The organism is Paenibacillus mucilaginosus 3016 (assembly GCF_000250655.1).
In the GTDB taxonomy this organism is placed as follows: domain Bacteria; phylum Bacillota; class Bacilli; order Paenibacillales; family NBRC-103111; genus Paenibacillus_G; species Paenibacillus_G mucilaginosus.
On the sequence record NC_016935.1, the window covers coordinates 756730 to 774446 of the forward strand.

Annotated in this window: 12 protein-coding genes; 10 read left to right on the top strand and 2 right to left on the bottom strand. The window is 58.1% G+C overall.

All coding sequences use genetic code 11. From position 1 onward, the window contains the following. Positions 1-459: 459 nt before the first annotated feature. From ilvB to PM3016_RS03475, 4 genes are all read left to right on the top strand, one after another. Positions 460-2202, top strand: coding sequence for a biosynthetic-type acetolactate synthase large subunit (gene ilvB, locus PM3016_RS03460; RefSeq protein WP_014368421.1), 1743 nt, complete (start codon positions 460-462; stop codon positions 2200-2202). Next, positions 2199-2681, top strand: coding sequence for an acetolactate synthase small subunit (gene ilvN, locus PM3016_RS03465; protein WP_014368422.1), 483 nt, complete (start codon positions 2199-2201; stop codon positions 2679-2681). Before ilvB ends, ilvN begins: the two co-directional genes overlap by 4 nt. A gap of 185 nt (positions 2682-2866) precedes the next feature. Then, on the top strand, positions 2867-3859 hold the full coding sequence (ilvC, locus tag PM3016_RS03470) for a ketol-acid reductoisomerase (protein ID WP_014368423.1): 993 nt from the start codon (positions 2867-2869) through the stop codon (positions 3857-3859). A 176-nt stretch (positions 3860-4035) separates the two neighbouring features. Beyond that, positions 4036-5583, top strand: a complete 1548-nt coding sequence (locus PM3016_RS03475; RefSeq protein WP_014368424.1) for a 2-isopropylmalate synthase — start codon at positions 4036-4038, stop codon at positions 5581-5583. A gap of 110 nt (positions 5584-5693) precedes the next feature. Here PM3016_RS03475 and PM3016_RS03480 read toward each other — a convergent pair whose 3' ends face one another. Then, a complete protein-coding gene (locus PM3016_RS03480) occupies positions 5694-6344 on the bottom strand; it encodes a glycoside hydrolase domain-containing protein (RefSeq protein ID WP_014368425.1) in 651 nt (216 codons plus the stop codon). 287 nt (positions 6345-6631) lie between these two features. Here PM3016_RS03480 and PM3016_RS03485 point away from each other — a divergent pair, with 287 nt between their 5' ends. From PM3016_RS03485 to PM3016_RS36995, 3 genes are all read left to right on the top strand, one after another. Further along, positions 6632-8383, top strand: a complete 1752-nt coding sequence (locus PM3016_RS03485) for a methyl-accepting chemotaxis protein (protein ID WP_014368426.1) — start codon at positions 6632-6634, stop codon at positions 8381-8383. Between the two features lie 241 nt (positions 8384-8624). Further along, positions 8625-12194: a non-ribosomal peptide synthetase family protein gene (locus PM3016_RS03490; RefSeq protein WP_041619024.1), complete on the top strand. Its 3570-nt coding sequence runs from the start codon at positions 8625-8627 to the stop codon at positions 12192-12194. Between the two features lie 149 nt (positions 12195-12343). Continuing rightward, positions 12344-12499: a DUF1540 domain-containing protein gene (locus PM3016_RS36995; RefSeq protein WP_013914500.1), complete on the top strand. Its 156-nt coding sequence runs from the start codon at positions 12344-12346 to the stop codon at positions 12497-12499. Positions 12500-12739: 240 nt separating this feature from the next. On the opposite strand, the gene PM3016_RS03495 is transcribed toward PM3016_RS36995, so the two are convergent. After that, positions 12740-13939 carry an aminotransferase-like domain-containing protein gene (locus tag PM3016_RS03495; protein ID WP_014368428.1) on the bottom strand — a complete coding sequence of 400 codons (1200 nt, stop codon included), beginning with the start codon at positions 13937-13939 and terminating at the stop codon, positions 12740-12742. A 329-nt stretch (positions 13940-14268) separates the two neighbouring features. On the opposite strand from PM3016_RS03495, the gene PM3016_RS03500 reads away from it, so the two are divergent. The 3 genes from PM3016_RS03500 to PM3016_RS03510 all read left to right on the top strand — a co-directional run bounded on the left by PM3016_RS03500 (position 14269) and on the right by PM3016_RS03510 (position 17613). After that, positions 14269-15123 carry a hypothetical protein gene (locus PM3016_RS03500; RefSeq protein ID WP_238540427.1) on the top strand — a complete coding sequence of 285 codons (855 nt, stop codon included), beginning with the start codon at positions 14269-14271 and terminating at the stop codon, positions 15121-15123. Between the two features lie 603 nt (positions 15124-15726). Next, complete coding sequence (gene leuB, locus PM3016_RS03505) at positions 15727-16806, top strand: 3-isopropylmalate dehydrogenase (RefSeq protein ID WP_014368431.1); 1080 nt, start codon at positions 15727-15729, stop codon at positions 16804-16806. 258 nt (positions 16807-17064) lie between these two features. Continuing rightward, positions 17065-17613, top strand: a complete 549-nt coding sequence (locus PM3016_RS03510) for a peroxiredoxin (RefSeq protein WP_013914506.1) — start codon at positions 17065-17067, stop codon at positions 17611-17613. Positions 17614-17717 lie beyond the last annotated feature (104 nt).

The following is a 17717-nucleotide window of genomic DNA, read 5'->3' on the forward strand; positions in this document are numbered from 1 at the left end:
GTACAACAGTACTAACGGCTATGAAGAGGACGAAGTGATAGGGGCTCTTATGCTCAGAGAGCAAATGGAGATGCTGAAACCATTGCCATAATCCCTTATATACGAGCTCACCTCGGAGCTGTTTTCCTGAAAGGTACTCGTTTTTTTAAATGCGGGCTTTACCGCTGGAAAGCGATGTAGTTATTAGGGAGAATCGGAAGGGCACACGTTACCGTGCCGAAGGTTCCTTGAAGCGTTCTTTGCGCTGTCTCTATCGTGCTAGCCGGTAGCTGCAGCTGTGACGAACGGTCTTTAAGACCTGCTAAGGTTGGATGCTGAGAGGCGTCTGACAAACTTTGGGTGGTACCACGGAAGATCAACCCCTTTCGTCCCTTCAAATGCACATGCTGCATTTGGGACGAAAGGGGTTTTTTGATGCATATTTGTCGGACTGTCGGAATATCGAGAGGAGGCCATAAGATGATCGTTCAAACAACACAGAAGTCAAAGGAGCAGCTGCGAGAAGAGCTGCTGAAGCCTGATGTCATCACCGGATCCGAAGCACTCCTGAGGAGCCTGCTGCTGGAGGACGTGGACTGCGTCTTCGGCTATCCGGGCGGTGCGGTATTATATATTTACGATGCGATGCACGGCAATCCGGATTTCAACCACCTGCTGACAAGACATGAGCAGGGCGCGATTCACGCGGCGGACGGCTACGCCCGTTCCACCGGTAAGGTGGGGGTCTGTATCGCCACCTCCGGACCGGGTGCGACGAACCTGGTCACGGGGATTGCAACGGCGTACATGGACTCGGTACCGCTCGTAGTTATCACAGGCAACGTGGCGACGACGGTGATCGGAACGGATGCATTCCAGGAAGCGGACATTACGGGGATCACGATGCCGATCACGAAGCACAGCTACCTGGTCCGCGATGTAAGGGACCTGCCGCGCATCATCAAAGAGGCGTTCCATATCGCCTCGACGGGACGCAAAGGGCCGGTGCTCATCGATATTCCGAAGGACGTCTCCAACGACGCTTCTCCGTTCTACTATCCGGAGAAGGTCGAGATCCGCGGCTACAACCCGACGGTGCAGCCGAACCGCCTTCAGGTGGACCGGATGCTCGAGGCGATCGCGGAAGCGGAGCGCCCGGTTATCCTGGCCGGCGGCGGCGTAGTGTACTCCGGTGCGGCGGATGAGCTCATCAAGTTCGTAAATGCCACACGGATTCCGGTGACCACGACCCTGCTCGGTCTCGGCGGCTTCCCAAGCGCCCATGAGCTGTGGCTCGGTATGCCGGGCATGCACGGAACGCACACGGCGAACCACGCGCTGCAGAACTGCGATCTGCTCATCGGCATCGGCGCCCGCTTCGACGACCGGGTGACGATGAAGGTCAACGGCTTCGCTCCCAAGGCGAAGAAGATCGTTCATATCGACGTGGATCCGGCGGAGATCGGCAAGATTGTCGAAACGGCGATTCCGGTTGTCGGCGACGTGAAGATCGTTCTCGAGATGGCGAACCAGAAGGTGAAAGCCGGCGACACCTCCGCCTGGGTGGACTGGGTGAAGGAGAATAAGGCTAAATATCCGCTGACCTACAAGGACTCGGATACGGAGCTCAAGCCGCAGTACGTCATCGAGATGCTGCATGAGACGACAAATGGCGAGGCGATCGTCACGACGGACGTAGGCCAGCATCAGATGTGGTCGGCACAGTACTACAAGTTCAACAAGCCGCGCTCCTGGATTACTTCCGGCGGCCTCGGCACGATGGGCTTCGGCTTCCCTTCGGCGATCGGCGCCCAGGTGGCCAACCCGGACCGTCTCGTCATCTCGATCAACGGCGACGGCGGCATGCAGATGTGCTCCCAGGAGCTCGCGATCTGCGCCATCAACAAGATCCCGGTGAAGATCGTCGTCATCAACAACCAGGTGCTCGGCATGGTTCGCCAGTGGCAGGAGATCATCTACGACAACCGCTACAGCCACATCGACCTCGCGGGCTCCCCGGACTTCGTGAAGCTGGCTGAGGCCTACGGCGTGAAGGGTCTGCGCGCAACGAACAAAGATGAAGCACGCACCGCATGGAAGGAAGCGCTGGATACCCCAGGTCCGGTCCTCGTCGAATTCGTCGTCCGCAAGCACGAGAATGTGTTCCCGATGGTTACACAGGGCTCGACGATAGACCAAATGATAATGGGGGATTCGGAATGAGTTACAAACACACCATATCCGTACTAGTGAACAACCAGCCCGGTGTGCTGCAGCGTGTGTCCGGCCTGTTCGGCCGCCGGGGCTTCAATATCGAGAGCATCACGGTCGGGGAGTCCGAAGAGAAAGGGCTCTCCCGGATGGTCATCGTCACCACCGGGGACGATAAGACGCTCGAGCAGGTATCGAAGCAGCTCTACAAGCTCATCGATGTCATCAAGGTCGTCGACCTCAGCGCCAACCCGATGGTCGGCCGCGAGCTCGCGCTGATCAAGGTGAACGCCGAACCGAGTGCCCGTCCCGAGATTCTCGGCGTCGTCGAGACGTTCCGCGCCGCGGTGGTCGACATCGGCCCTAGCTCGCTGATCGTGCAGGTGGTGGGCGACTCCGAGAAGATCGACGCGATGACCGAGCTGCTCAAGCCTTACGGTATCAAGGAATTGTCCCGCACCGGCGTTACCGCCATGATCCGGGGCAAGTAACCGGTTCAGGCAAGCGGGCCGGCCGGATGTAACGAAGCGAAGTACCAGCAGCACCCCAATTCATGATCGATCCCGTGTGAGCGGGAGCCCAAGCGGATGGCCGCAGATGGCTCAAAGCAAGAGGCCGGGCAGTCCCTTTGGGCACCCGCTCACAGGGTTTAACTAAAAGGAGGAGCAATTATCCCATGGCAGTTACTATGTACTATGAAAAAGACGCAGACCTGAACGTTCTGAAGGGCAAGACCATTGCAATCATCGGTTACGGAAGCCAAGGCCACGCTCAAGCGCAAAACCTTCGCGACAGCGGCCTGAAAGTAGTCATCGGCCTTCGCCAGGGACGCTCTTTCGAGCAGGCGAAAAACGACGGTTTCGACGTATACTCCGTTGCGGAAGCTACGAAGATCGCCGACGTGGTTCAAATCCTGATGCCGGATGAGACGCAAGCAAGCGTATACCGCAACGAGATCGAGCCGAACCTGAAGCAGGGCGCAACCATCATGTTCTCCCACGGCTTCAACGTTCACTTCGGCCAAATCAAGCCGTCCCCGGACAAGGACGTACTCCTCGTCGCTCCGAAGTCCCCGGGCCACATGGTTCGCCGCGTATACGTGGAAGGCTTCGGCGTTCCTGGTCTGATCGCTATCCAGCAGAACGCAACAGGCCAAGCTCAGGCTATCGGTCTGGCGTATGCCAAAGGGATCGGCTGCACCCGTGCAGGCGTTATCGAAACCTCCTTCCGTGAAGAAACCGAAACCGATCTGTTCGGTGAGCAGGCCGTACTGTGCGGCGGCGCATCCGAGCTCGTTAAAGCCGGCTTCGAAACGCTCGTGGAAGCGGGCTATGCTCCGGAGATGGCTTACTTCGAGTGTCTGCATGAGCTCAAGCTGATCGTGGACCTGATGTATGAAGGCGGTCTGGCTTCCATGAGAAGCTCGATCTCCAACACAGCCGAATACGGTGACTATGTAACGGGTCCTCGCATCATCACAAGCGAAACCAAAGCCGAAATGAAGCGCGTACTGTCCGACATCCAGCAGGGCAAGTTCGCCCGCGACTTCATCCTCGAGAACCAATCCGGCTTCGCCTTCATGACGGCAACCCGCCGCCTGGAGTCCGAGCACGGCATCGAGAAAGTCGGTTCCCAACTGCGTGAACTGATGCACTGGATCAAGAAGTAATCGGCCAATACCGTTTCCCCTCAGGGGATCCCAGAAGAAGGTCGGTTTTGGAGCGGGCAGGAAGCGAACGGGCAGCCGGGGCGTTTCCCCTCGCCCGGGCCGTACCTTTTTCTGCTTCATGAAGGCCAGTCCATACAGAAAGAAATGAAACCAATATAAAGCGCAGGTGAAACCTTATGAGGAAAATTTATATTTTTGACACGACGCTGCGTGACGGAGAGCAGTCTCCCGGCGTGAACCTGAATATGCAGGAGAAGGTGGAGATCGCGCTGCAGCTAGAGAAGCTCGGCGTGGACCGGATCGAGGCCGGCTTCCCGGCAGCATCCCCAGGCGACCTGGCCGGCGTGAACGCCGTGGCACGGGCGGTCAAGAATGCGACCATCGTCGGACTCTCCCGCTCCCGCACCCAGGATATCGATGCCGTACGGGAGGCGCTCAAGGATGCGCAGGATCCATGTATCCACCTGTTCCTGGCATCGTCGCCGATTCACCGCAAGCACAAGCTGCGGATGGAGAAGCACCAGGTGCTGGAGGCGGCGGAAGCGGCGATCCGCTATGCGAAGCAGTACTTCAGCAAAGTGGAGTTCTCGCCGGAGGATGCAGGCCGGACGGAGCTCGACTTCCTCTGCGAAGTCACGGAGATGGCCATCCGCGCCGGAGCTACGGTCGTCAATATTCCGGATACGGTCGGTTACCTGACGCCTTACGAATACGGCAACATCTTCAAGACCCTCAAGGAGAATGTGAACGGCATTGAGAAAATTCAGCTCAGCGCCCACTGTCACGATGACCTGGGGATGGCTACGGCCAATGCCTTGGCGGCTATCCTGAACGGGGCCGACCAGATCGAGGGCACGATCAACGGGATCGGCGAGCGGGCCGGCAACACGGCCATCGAGGAAGTGGCCCTGGCGCTTGAGACGCGTCAGGACTTCTTCCAGGCGAAGACGGGCCTGGTCCTCTCGGAGATCGCGCGCACGAGCCGTCTGGTCAGCAAGCTGACCGGTATGCCGGTGCCCGGCAACAAGGCGATCGTCGGCGCCAACGCCTTCGCGCATGAGTCCGGTATCCACCAGGACGGCATGCTCAAGGAGAAGACGACGTACGAGATCATGTCGCCGGAGACGATCGGCCTCAAGGAAAGCAAGCTCACGCTCGGCAAGCTGTCCGGCCGCCACGCGTTCCGCGAGAAGCTCGTCGATCTCGGATATGACCTCGGGGACGAGCAGCTCAACACGGCGTTCGGCAAGTTCAAGGCACTTGCCGACAAGAAGAAGAACGTCACGGACGAGGATATTCTCGCCCTGATCGAAGAGAAGCTGATCGAGACGCCGGAAGTGTATGTGCTCGAGACGATTCAGGTGTCCTACGGCAACCAGTCGACGCCTACGGCGACGGTGCGCCTGAAGCTCCAGGACGGCAGCTATCTGGACGAAGCGGCTGTCGGCAACGGCTCCGTCGATGCGATCTACAAAGCAATCGACAAGGCGACCCAGGAAGAAGTGGAGCTTGGCGACTACTCCATCCAGTCGGTCACCCAGGGCAAGGACGCGCTCGGCGAGGTCCATGTCGTGCTCAGCCAGGGCGATTATTCCGTCCAGGGCCGGGGCGTCAGCACGGACATTCTGGAAGCCAGCGCCCGCGCGTATGTCGATGCGCTGAACCGTTTGATCGAGAAGCGCAAGACACCGGCCCGCGGCCGCGACAACGTAACCCTGATCTAACGATATCATCCTGTGAGGATGCCTTAACGGCGCCCTCCGGATTCCTTGACGGCTGTGGCCGTGGAGGGAACCGGAGGGCTTTTTTGTTGTGGGTGCAAGGCCCTCGGTCCTCAGAACAACTGGCCGAACAGCCGGGTATCCATCAGATTCGTATCCACGGGGCAGCCCTGCACGTCCCGGCTGTACTGCCAAGCCCAGACATTCGCGCTGCAGTGAGGCTTCTTCGGCGCATAGATCGGCGGCGCATCGGGACCGGATGCCGGGCGCTGAGGCTCGGCGCTCCAGAGCGCCGTCTCCGAGGTGACGCGGTAGTCGCGGCGGACGGCTTCGCAGAAAGCGGCCGAGAACCCGCCCTGTACGGGATCATGATAGATGCCGGATTTGTACCCGGTGGTTCGGATCGTATTCACCCATCCGAGAATCCACAAGGTATCGACCGCGAAGAACCGCTCCACGTTCGCGAAGAGGAACGTGCCGCGCGGGATACCAAGGCGCCGCGCCTGCTGTGCCGCCTCCTGGGCGGTTTTTTTGCCGTTCTCATAGCCCGTTGCGGCCCGGAACTCATTATAGATCGGCAGGATCCGAATGCCCTGCCGGTGCAGCAGCGAAATCTCCCCCTTGCTTAGTCCGGAGGCGACACCTTGGATGGTCGTCAAATATCTCCCCCAGAACCGCGGCTTCCCGAACTGCTCCGTCACACAACGCAGCAGCTTCTCATCCACCGGCGAAGCCGAATCCACTCCCCATACGTAGGTTGCCATCGTTCACTCCTCCATTAGGCAGGCTATCACAGCATATTCAGCTGCTGTCACGGCAGTCCCTAGTCAAACGTCCAAATTGTATCCTAAGGTCATAGGGATATAGGTCCGCGGACTCATGCATTAGAACTGGGATCGGATGGTTATTGTCGAAAAACATAGTCTTCCTCTAACGTTTGGGAGCTCCCTGAACGATATATATACAGGAAGCATGATAGAGGACTTGAAGGAGGCAGCGGAGCCTCCCGGTTCCACAAAAAAGTCAAATTGATACTTGGAGGATGAAGTACATGCAAAGAAGGCGAATGTCGTTTTTTGCCAAGAACTTCTTGTTTACTTCGATCAATATCGCATTGATCGCCGTTATTCTCATCGCATCAAGCTATTTCATCCAAAGAAACGTCCTGGTCGGCCAGCTGCACAACTCCATCGAAACGGTCACCGGCAGCTGGAACAAGCAGATTGTTCCTTCTGATGTCGAAGCGGCTGTCAAGGAGAAGAGCTACGAAGGGACGGTTCAAGCGAAGATCCGCGAGCTGATGGATCAGGTAAGCAAGTTCAATCCGAATATTGCTCAAGCGTACATCTTCGGAACCGAACTGCAGGACGGCAACAAAACCTCGGTAGTCGCCATGCCGAGCCACATTATGGAAGTGTTCAAGAAGGATAACCTGCTGGTCGGCACGATGTACGAGCAGCCGGCTGAGATTGCCCGCACCGTGCAGAAGATGCTGGATTCCGGGAAGCCGGAGCTGTCGGATTTTTATAAGGACGATTACGGAACTTGGGTTACCATCGTATATCCGATCAAAGACAGCAGCGGCAAAGTCTTCGCTTACTTCGGGGTAGACACGGATGCAAGCATGGTGGCCAAGGGGATGAACTCCCTGATCATCAACAGCAGCCTGATCCTGGCCGTCTTCATGATTCTCACGCTGATCGCCCAGTATCTCATCGCGCGCAAGACCTTGTCGCCGATCAAAGATCTCATCAACGGGATTGACCAAGTCAGTGAAGGCCGTCTCGATGTGGAGATCAAGACAGGCAACGACGATCTTGGAATTATCAACGATAAGTTCAACCTCATGGTCAAAAAGATGAACGATACGATGCTGAAGGTTCAGGAGACTTCGCACCAGGTTGCCGACTCCGCAAAGGCACTTTACACGAACTCCGACCAGAGCAGCAAGAGCGCGGAAAGCATCAACGGCAACATCAAGGAAATTGCCGGCAGCATCAAAATTCAGGAGCAGTCCAGCCTTGAGACTTCCCGTTCCATCACGGAGATGGCCGCGGTCATTCAGATGATTGCTACCAATTCGGCCGATGTATCCGACGAGGCATACGCGGTAGAGAAGAAGTCGATTCAAGGAGACGAAGTCGTTCAGACGATGGCTGACCAGATGGCGCTCATTACGGAGACGGTGAAAAGCACATCCACCGCAGTGAACTCCCTGGAGAAGCGTTCGCAGGAGATCGGCAGCATCCTCGAGATGATCACGGGCATTGCCAACCAGACGAACCTGCTGGCGCTGAATGCTGCGATCGAAGCGGCTCGTGTAGGTGAACACGGCAAAGGGTTTGCCGTTGTAGCCGGCGAAGTGCGCAAGCTTGCAGAGCAGTCCCAAACTTCGGCCAACCAGATCTCGGTGCTCATCAAGGAAATCCAGAACGAAATCCGCAGTGCAGCCGTGGCTATGGATCAAGGCACACAGGTAGTGGAGAAAGGGATGCAGGTGGCGGAAGCGACCGGCCAGCTGTTCACCGAAATCCGCAACGCCACGAAGCGCGTGTCCTCGCAGATTCAGGAGGTTTCCGCGGCAGCCCAAGAAATCTCGGCAGGTACCGACCAAATCTCGGCTACAGCCGGCGAGCTGACCTCTTCGGTGAGCAAAACGGCAGCGAATGCGGAACAAATCGCGCAGTCGGTCGACGATCAGAAGGGATACATGGAGTCAATCGTAGAGGCTTCGAACACGCTCTCCAGCATGTCCGAAGAACTGAAAGAGCTGCTTGAGCAGTTCCATGTAAAGAAGAATTAAAACAGATCCACCCACAAGAACCCCTCCTCCGTTTGGGGGAGGGTTTTTGCTGACTGTACCATCTCTATAGTTCGTTATCCATCCATTCTCAAGGTTACCCATAGAACTTATATCAAGGGAGACAAGCATCATGATACCCACATTCCATTCTAAGCTGCCCCAAGCGGCTGAACGGGCCCTGCTGCCTTTTCCTGCTGATTATCCTCGGCGCGGCCGAACTTTCACTTATGGAAGTCTTACCATGGAGCTGCCAGGCCGATTGAACGAACGATGCCTTGTGGAAAGCCCGCAGGTCCCGTTCTACCGATCGCTCACGGTCTTTGCAGCCTGGTTGTACCGTCTGTCCGGTGAGAAGGATCTGACCATCGGAGTCGATCCCGGTACGGGGGAGACGGCAGAGCTTGTGCTGGAATTGACCTCAGGTCAGTCATTCACTTCTCTCGAGCAAACGGTGCGGGATCTGCTTTCTTATGCCCAAAAGAGTGATGCCGCCGCTTACGATACCGTGTTTCATTGGAATGGGGCGGAGGGGCAGTTCTCTTCGCAATCGCTTCGATTCGGGATTGTGAGACGGGAAGACCGTTTCCTGCTTCTAGCCGAATTCGATGCCTCGCTCCTTAAGGAAACGACGGTCCGGCGGTATGCCGGATATTACGTGACGCTGCTCGAGGCAGCCTTGGATACGCCTGAGGTTCCGTTCGGCGCTGTTCCCATACTTACGGCAGAAGATGCCGAACTTTACCGGCGGATGAATGACACCGCGGCGGCCTATCCGGAGGAAATGACGATACACGGTATGATCGAGGAGGCCGCGGTCAAGTTCGGCAGCCGTCCGGCTCTGTCCTCAAGGGAAGGCCGCTATACTTACGAGGAACTGAACACCCGGGCGAACCAGGTGGCCCATCTGCTTCTCGCCAAGGGTCTGCGCAAAGGAGACTGCGTTGCGATCTATATGGAGCGCAGCCTGGATACGGTCGTATCGCTCCTCGGCATTCTGAAGGCCGGGGGTGCTTATGTACCTGTCGATCCCGAGCATCCGGAAGAGCGGTGCCGGTATATCCTGGAGGATACGGCAGCCCCTCTGGTGCTGACGAAAGCCGCGCTGCTGGACAAAGCGGTAAGTCTCGCATCTTCGCTCGGCAGCATCCGGGAGCTTGTAGCTGTGGACACGGAGGAAGTCGGACGGTACGAAGGCACCGATCCGGATGCAGGCACCCAGCCTGACGACCTGGCTTATATCATCTATACTTCCGGTTCCACAGGCAAGCCCAAAGGGGCGTTGATCGCGCACCGCGGAGCCGTCAATCTCGGGGCTGCCATCCGGCGGGATTACGGGATTACGGAGCGGGACGTGCTCACGCAGTTCGCGACCTACAGCTTCGACGCATCCGTATGGGATACGATCGGTGCGCTCTTCACCGGGGCGGAGCTGTATCTGCTCTCTCCCGAGGAGCGGATCTCGGCGGAAGCTTTCGCCGAGGCGGTGGAGCGGACCGGAACCACGATCATTGCCATTCTGCCGACGGTCTTCTTCAATCAGCTGGCGGCCTACCTGTCCGAGGAAGGGTTCCGGAAGCTGTCCGGGGTACGGACGATCATGGTCGGCGGCGAAGCGCTCTACGGCGAGCAGGTTCGGGCGTTTCAGTCCAAGTCCGATACGGGGATCCAAGTGGTGAACCTGTATGGACCGACCGAAACGACGGTGGTCGCCACTTCTTACAAGGTGAATGGTCGGATCGAGGAGGGGATAGCCAATGTTCCGATCGGGCGCCCGCTGCCGAATTACCGGATCTATCTCGTCAACGAGGAAGAGCAGCTCTGTCCTGTGGGCGTGCCCGGAGAGATGTACATCGCTTCGGTGGGCTTGGCCCAAGGGTATCTCAAGCAGCCGGAGAAGACGGCGGAGGCCTTCCGCATCAGCCCGGCAGCCGGCGGAGAACGGGTCTATCGTTCGGGCGATATCGCGAAGCTGCTGGCGGACGGCTCCATCGAGTATGTCTCCCGCCGCGATACCCAGATCAAGATCCGCGGGCAGCGGATCGAGATCGGGGAGATCGAGGACAGCTTCGCCCAGATGCCGAACGTGAAGGATGCCGTGGTGGTGCCGAAGAAGGACGCCGACGGACAGAACATGCTCGTCGGCTACTTCACCTCGAAGGATGGGGCGGCCGTCGAACCGGCGGAAGTGAAGGGCTTCCTGGCGACAAAGCTGCCGGCCAGCTATGTGCCGAAGCTCGTATGCCAGCTGGAGGCCATGCCGCTGTCGCCCACCGGCAAGATTGACCGGAAGAAGCTGGCGACCTATGAGCATGCGGAAGCTGCGGAAACCAGGGAGGTGTCCGCTGTTCCGGTGACTCCGATGCAGAAGCTGGCGGCCGAAGCCTGGAAGGAGACCCTGCACATGAATCAGGTGGGGCTGCATGATTCCTTCTTCGAGATCGGCGGCGACTCGCTGATGGTCATCCAGGTGCTCGTGCTCCTGAAGCCGCAGGTGCCGGGTCTGACCATCGGCGATCTGTTCCAGTACAAGACACTCGAAGAGCTGGCGGCGCGGATGGAAGAGCTGGCCGGAGTCATGGAGGAAGAAGAGCAGGAGCAGGCGGTCTGGCAGGTCACCGACCTCGGCGAGCACCCGGCCGCCGCACCGGTTCCTGCCGATTGGAGAGGAACCGCCGCACCGTCGCACATCCTGCTGACCGGCGGCACCGGCTATCTCGGCTCCCACCTGCTGTATGATCTGCTGCAAAACAGCAGCGCGAAGATCTATGCCCTGGTGCGCAGGCCTTCCGCGGGAAGCGCCCGTGAGAAGCTCAAGCAGCTCATGAGCTGGTACTTCGGGGGCAGCGTGCTGCAGGCGATGATGGGCCGGGTGGCCGTCATTGAAGGCGATCTGGAGCAGCCGGGCCTCGGCTTGTCGGCAGAGGACCGGCGGGTGCTGGAGAAGCACGTCGATGCCATCCTGCATGCGGCGGCCGATGTGCGCCACTTCGGGGACAGCGCCCAGTTCGAGAAGACGAATGTGCGCGGGACGAAGTCGCTGCTCGAGCTGGCCGAGTCGAAGCCGGGCGTACGGTTCCATCATGTGTCGACCCTCGGGGTGCCGGAGGATCTGTTCCTGAGCGGGCAGTGGGACCGCGTGCTCGATCAGGGGGGATTCGCACCGGAGCTGAGGCTCGACAATCTGTACACGAACAGCAAGCTGGAAGCGGAGAAGCTGGTCTTCGAGGCGGCGGAACGCGGGCTGGCCGTCAACATCTACCGGGCGGGCAATCTGACCTGCCACTCCGTTACAGGGAAATTCCAAAAGAACATCGACAGCAACGCGTTCTACCGGATGTTCAAGGCGATGTTCCTGCTCGGCAGGGCGCCGAAGGCCAATTGGTACGTGGATTTTACGCCGATTGATTATGCGAGCCGCGCAGTCGTGAGCCTCGCGACCCGCACGGATACCGTCGGCCGGACGTTTCATATCTGCAACCCGGAACAGATTCTCTACTCCGATCTGATCGGGATGATCCGTGAATGCGGTTATGAGGTGGAGACCCTGGAATTCCGCCGGTATATGGACTGGCTGTTCGATGCGGCGGTTCCGAAGCCGGCCGAAGCGCTGCAGCTGGCCATGGCTCAGCTGGAAGGCGATGGAGCGAAGGATTCGGATGTCCGTTACGGCTGTACCGTAACGGCAGCCTTCCTCCGTGAGGAGGGCATCACCTGTCCTCCGGCCGACAGGGAGTTTATCCGGCGGATGCTCGCTTATGCCGCAGGAATCGGGTATTTCCCGGCCGGAACGGGACGTCTGCAGCAGGCCTGAGCCCCACGGGGCCGGGTGACCACGAATGCAGCAAAAAAGGCATGCTTCCGGCATGCCTTTTTTGCGTTATTTTGGGGCTGCGGAGGCTGGGCAGGTATGAAATGCCGGGGGAAAAGCCCATCCTAGAGAGTAGAAAGGAGGTGTATCCCATGGCACAAGACGTACTTTGCGAAGTCAACTCCTGTAAATACTGGGCCAACGGCAACAAGTGCAACGCGTCCTCGATCTATGTCGTAAGCCACCGCGGCAGACAAGCGAGAGATTCGGAAGAAACGGATTGCAAGACGTTCGAACCGAAGCTGTAGTTCACATCAGCGGCGTTTGGATCTAACGGGAACCTAATCTTGACAGCGGCAGCCTGAGGGCTGCCGTTTTTTTTGTATGATCAGCAAAGGATGGACGGGTATAGGATTTTATCTTGCTTGGCGTGATGTTGTTCCCGGCTGTCCTCTCCTAGTTTAACCAAGAATGATTCTTATTATCATCTGCGGATCTAAAAAGCCCCGTTCCTGCAGGCAGCAGGCACGGGGCCAGGAGGAGCGGGATCAGCTGACGGCGGCCTGCATCTTCTGCAGCGCGCGGTCGAGACGGTCGAAGGCTTCCACCATCTGCTGGCTGTCCGTGTGCGTAAAGTTGAGCCGCATCGTATTGTGCTGAGGCTGGTCGGCGAAGAAAGGAATGCCCGGCACGAAGGCGACGCCTTCTTCGACGGCGTACTTCATGAGCACCCCGGTATCGACCGACTCCGGCATTTCGACCCATACGAACATGCCGCCCTGCGGCTCGATGAACTGCATGCCCTCCCAGTTCTTCGAGCGGAGGAGGCCGACCATCTGGCGCATCCGTGCTTCATACTCGGTGCGGATCAGGTCGATGTGGGCGTAGAGATCGAAGTTCTCCAGGAGCACATGGAGCGCCTGCTGGTCCATCGTGCTCGAGTGCAGGTCGGCCGCCTGCTTGGCGCGGGTCATATGGGTGATCACGTTCTGATCGCCCACGACCCAGCCGGTACGCAGCGCGGGAGCGACGATTTTGGAGAAGGTGCTCGTATACACGACCGGAGAGCCGTTCGCTTCGCCGGCCAGCGAGAAGATGGACGGGAACGTGTCTCCGCCGCCGAACCGCAGTTCGCCGTAGGGGTCATCCTCGAGGATGAGCACGCCGTGGCGGGAGCAGATGTCAAGCGTCCCCTGGCGCCGCTCCAGGCTCCAGGCCTTGCCGGTCGGGTTGGCGAAGGTGGGGATGACATAGACCATCTTCGGCGCCTGCTCGAGAATTTTGCTCTCGAGATCCTGAAGGTTCATTCCGTCCGCATCGCAGTCTACGGAGATGATCCGGGCCTTGCGGGACTGGAACACCTGAATGGCGGCCAGGTATGTCGGCTTCTCGACGAGGATCACGTCGCCCGGATCGATGTATACGCGGGTAAGCAGGTCAATCGCCTGCTGGGAGCCCGTAGTCAGCAGCATGTTGTCGACGGAGGCACGGATGCCCTTACGCTCAAGGTGCTTCGACAAGCTTTGGCGCAGGGGAGTGAATCCTTCGGTCAGTCCGTACTGCAGGACGCCTTTGCCCTGATCGAACACCTGGGCGAAAGCCGATTTGACCGCATCAATGGGGAAGAACTGCTCGTTGGGCAGCCCGCCCGCCAGGGAGATGATCGATTTGCCCTGCGTCAGCTTTAGAATTTCGCGCACGGCGGAGGATTTGAAGCTCTCGATGGTATCGGAGAAACGGTATTCCATGGCGTAAGGCTCCTTTATTGTGACTTTACGTAGCGTCAGAGAGAATGGGTTCGTTCATCGGTTTGGCATATGAGTATCATTTTAAAGCTTTCCCTGGGGAAAGACAACTTGCCCCGCGGCGCCGCAGCCCGTCCTTCCTAAAGCCCGCGGGGCTCTCTTGGAGAAGGAGGTAAGGATGCGGGCATCCATCCGATGGTGGTACAATAGCAGCATATTCGGCGGCCGGCCCAGGGGAAACCAAGCAGGGTCAGGCTCCATAGGAGGTGCGGAAGAGCATGGCTGCGGACAATGTGCAGGGAAGTCGGTTTTGGGAACTTGGAAGGGGTTACATGCGGATGAAGGCCCGTCCGCTGGAGCGGGCCCTGTTCGCATATGAGTTCGAGGGAGGACCTGCCTCGGAAGTCATCGCAGCGCTTGGAGCCTACCGCAATGAGGACGGAGGCTTCGGGAGAGGCCTTGAGCCTGATATCCGCTGCCGGGCCTCCTCCGTCCTGGCCACGACCGTGGCCCTGCAGCATCTGGCGCTGCTGCCCAAGCAGGACGGGGAGGAGCTGATCCGCGGGGCGCTCGGGTACCTTACGGCCGTGTATGATCCCCACCTCCCGGGCTGGGAGAAGGTGCCGCCGGCCGTCCATTCGGCCCCGCGGGCTCCGTGGTGGGACTATCGGGCGCCCGGGACCGACTGGGGGAACCCGAACGCGGAGATTGCCGGTTACTTCAAGGCGTACGAGGAATGGGCCGTATCGTCCGAGTGGGTGGACGGGCTGGTGGAGCAGGCGGTCCGCCATCTGAACGAGAACTCGACGCTGGACGAGTTTCATGAGCTGCTGTGCTATCTGCGGATGGCGGAGCGGGTGCCGCTGGCGGTGCAGGCCCGCATGTCCGGCAAGCTCGGAGAGATGGTGGAGCGCTGCACGGTGAAGGAGCCGCAGGGCTGGGAGGGCTACGAGCTCCAGCCGGTGGGAGCCGTCCCTACGCCGCAGTCCCCATACTATGAGCGGTTTGCGGACGTACTTCCCGCCAATCTGGATTGGCTGCTTGACCGGCAGACGGAGGAGGGGGCCTGGGAGCCGGCCTGGTCCTGGGGCAGAGACGAAGACGAATGGGCTGCCGCAAGGGAAGAGTGGAAGAGTGTGATTACACTGAACAACCTGCGAATCCTCCGCGCTTACGGCAGAGGCTGATGAGCCCATGCCGGACCGACAGGCTCTATCAGCATTCCTATGACTCCAATGTATCTGCCTGTAAAGTAGTGTGTGGTATAAATTATCCTTGATAGGAGGAGAACAAGATGGATGTGCAGGACCGGAAGGACTTAGCGGCTGCCATCTTCTGCGCAGGGGGAGGCAGCTCCACATCCATCAGCCTGTGATGAAGAATATCCAATACACGGATTACATGTTTTTCTTGCTTGCCGTCATGTATCTTCTGGATACGGATTTCAATGAAATGACGGGGGTCACATGGGCTGCGGTCATCGCCATAGGACTCTGGCTTGTCCTTACCATCAGTAGACTTATTCTTAGGAAGCGGCCGAAATGAAGCTCAAGCTTAAGGCGGTTAAAATGTTGGACAAGGGCCGGTTATTTCTCCGGTCCGACGTCCTGCCCGAAAAGCTGAAATTGTGATGACAAGCGTCGATATAAACCCCAATTGATATAACTCCCAATAGAAATAAAATAGAATTATAGCTTTTGTCTATGAAGATGATAGATTTTATATCTTTGTCAGCCCGGGCTGAAGTATGCTACAACTGAGGTAATGACAACCATTAGGAGTTGAATCGCATGGCAGAAGTAAAGAAAATCGCCGTGATCGCAGGGGACGGCATCGGTCCTGAAGTGGTCGCGGAAGCAATCAAGGTCATGAAGAAAACCGAGGAAGTGTTCGGTCTTTCCTTCGAATTCGAGCACGGTCTCTTCGGCGGGATCGCGATCGACGAGAAGGGTACTCCGCTTCCTGAAGATACGCTTGAGATGTGCAAGAAGTCCGATGCCGTACTGCTCGGCGCCGTAGGCGGACCGAAGTGGGACAACAACTCGAAGGAGCTTCGTCCGGAAACCGGCCTGCTCGGCATCCGCAAGGCGCTCGGCCTGTTCTCCAACATCCGTCCGGCGAACGTATTCGACTGCCTCAAGGAAGCTTCCACGCTGAAGCCGGAAGTGCTTGAGGGCACGGACCTCATCGTCGTGCGCGAGCTTACGGGCGGCATCTACTTCGGGGAGAAGTTCCGCCGTGAAGGCGAGAACGGTCAGGAAGCCGTAGATACCTGCGTATACAACGTAGCCGAGATCGAGCGGATCGTCCGCCAGGCCTTCGAGATCGCCCGCACGCGCAGCAAGCGTCTGGCATCCGTAGACAAGGCCAACGTGCTGGAGACCTCCCGTCTGTGGAGAGAAACGGTGAACCGTCTGGCTTCCGACTATCCGGATGTGGAAGTGGAGCACGTGCTCGTCGACAACTGTGCGATGCAGCTGCTTCGCCGTCCTTCGTCCTTCGACGTCATCGTGACGGAGAACATGTTCGGCGATATTCTCAGCGACGAAGCGGCGATGCTGACGGGCTCCATCGGCATGCTGTCCTCCGCTTCCCTCGGCGAAGGCGCGTTCGGTCTCTATGAGCCGGTCCACGGCTCCGCGCCGGACATCGCGGGCCAGGGCATCGCGAACCCGATCGCGACGATTCTGTCCGTTGCGCTCATGTACCGCCTGACGTTCGGCTACCATGAGGCGGCGGAAGCGATCGAGCGTGCGGTGAAGGAAGTGCTGGATGCCGGCCACCGTACGGGCGATATCGCCGTTGACAAGGCTTCGGCCATCGGCACCACAGCGATGGGCGACCTGATCGTTAACACGGTCCGCAAGTAAGACAGACAAGGGTTAGGGCTGCGAACCGTTAACGCCGTGAGTCATTAACCTTCTATAGAAACAGCAGGAAAAACTCTTGAGAACGAAGGTTCTTGAGAGTTTTTCTGTTTAGGGATAATTGTGTCAAAAGTGTGCCAGATTATAATTATTATCAAAATAAAATGACTATAAGAATTGACTGGCATTCATGGATAGTGGTAGGATTTATATCGTGATCACCACATCGGTAAATCTTATATTCCAAGGAGGAATTTACTCATGACTCAACGTTTGGTTGGTAAAACAGCTCCGGACTTCACTATGCAAACCGTATCCGGCGACGGTAAAGAATTCGGCCAAGTCTCCCTGTCCGATTACAAAGGCAAATGGCTCGTTCTGTTCTTCTACCCGCTCGACTTCACGTTCGTTTGCCCAACGGAAATCACGGCAATCAGCGATGCGGCTGCACAGTTCAAAGAAGTGGACGCTGAGATCCTCGGCGTATCCGTGGACAGCATCCACTCCCACCGCGCTTGGATCAACACGCCTGTTGACCAGAACGGTCTCGGCCAGCTGAACTTCCCACTGGCTTCCGACATCACGAAGCAAGTTGCCCGTGACTACGGCGTACTGATCGAAGAAGAAGGCATCGCGCTTCGCGGTCTGTTCATCATCAACCCAGAAGGCGAGCTGCAGTACCAAGTGGTACACCACAACAACGTGGGCCGCAGCGTAGAAGAAACGCTCCGCGTTCTGGAAGCTCTGCAGTCCGGCGGCCTGTGCCCGATCGGCTGGAAGAAAGGCGACCAGCACCTGGTTGCGAAGTAAGACAAGCCTTCCCATATAGGTACCGATCTCCCTCGGCCTGCCCTTTTTTGAAAGGGGCGGGTCTGAGGGTTTTTGGCTTCAAGCTGGTTAAGATAGAAGAGAAG

Bases quoted from the DNA above. Each gene is read 5' to 3' on its own strand.
- ilvB (WP_014368421.1), top strand. From the start codon at position 460: ATGATCGTTCAAACAACACAGAAGTCAAAGGAGCAGCTGCGAGAAGAG.
- ilvN (WP_014368422.1), top strand. From the start codon at position 2,199: ATGAGTTACAAACACACCATATCCGTACTAGTGAACAACCAGCCCGGT.
- ilvC (WP_014368423.1), top strand. From the start codon at position 2,867: ATGGCAGTTACTATGTACTATGAAAAAGACGCAGACCTGAACGTTCTG.
- PM3016_RS03475 (WP_014368424.1), top strand. From the start codon at position 4,036: ATGAGGAAAATTTATATTTTTGACACGACGCTGCGTGACGGAGAGCAG.
- PM3016_RS03480 (WP_014368425.1), bottom strand. From the start codon at position 6,344: ATGGCAACCTACGTATGGGGAGTGGATTCGGCTTCGCCGGTGGATGAG.
- PM3016_RS03485 (WP_014368426.1), top strand. From the start codon at position 6,632: ATGCAAAGAAGGCGAATGTCGTTTTTTGCCAAGAACTTCTTGTTTACT.
- PM3016_RS03490 (WP_041619024.1), top strand. From the start codon at position 8,625: ATGGAGCTGCCAGGCCGATTGAACGAACGATGCCTTGTGGAAAGCCCG.
- PM3016_RS36995 (WP_013914500.1), top strand. From the start codon at position 12,344: ATGGCACAAGACGTACTTTGCGAAGTCAACTCCTGTAAATACTGGGCC.
- PM3016_RS03495 (WP_014368428.1), bottom strand. From the start codon at position 13,939: ATGGAATACCGTTTCTCCGATACCATCGAGAGCTTCAAATCCTCCGCC.
- PM3016_RS03500 (WP_238540427.1), top strand. From the start codon at position 14,269: ATGCGGATGAAGGCCCGTCCGCTGGAGCGGGCCCTGTTCGCATATGAG.
- leuB (WP_014368431.1), top strand. From the start codon at position 15,727: ATGGCAGAAGTAAAGAAAATCGCCGTGATCGCAGGGGACGGCATCGGT.
- PM3016_RS03510 (WP_013914506.1), top strand. From the start codon at position 17,065: ATGACTCAACGTTTGGTTGGTAAAACAGCTCCGGACTTCACTATGCAA.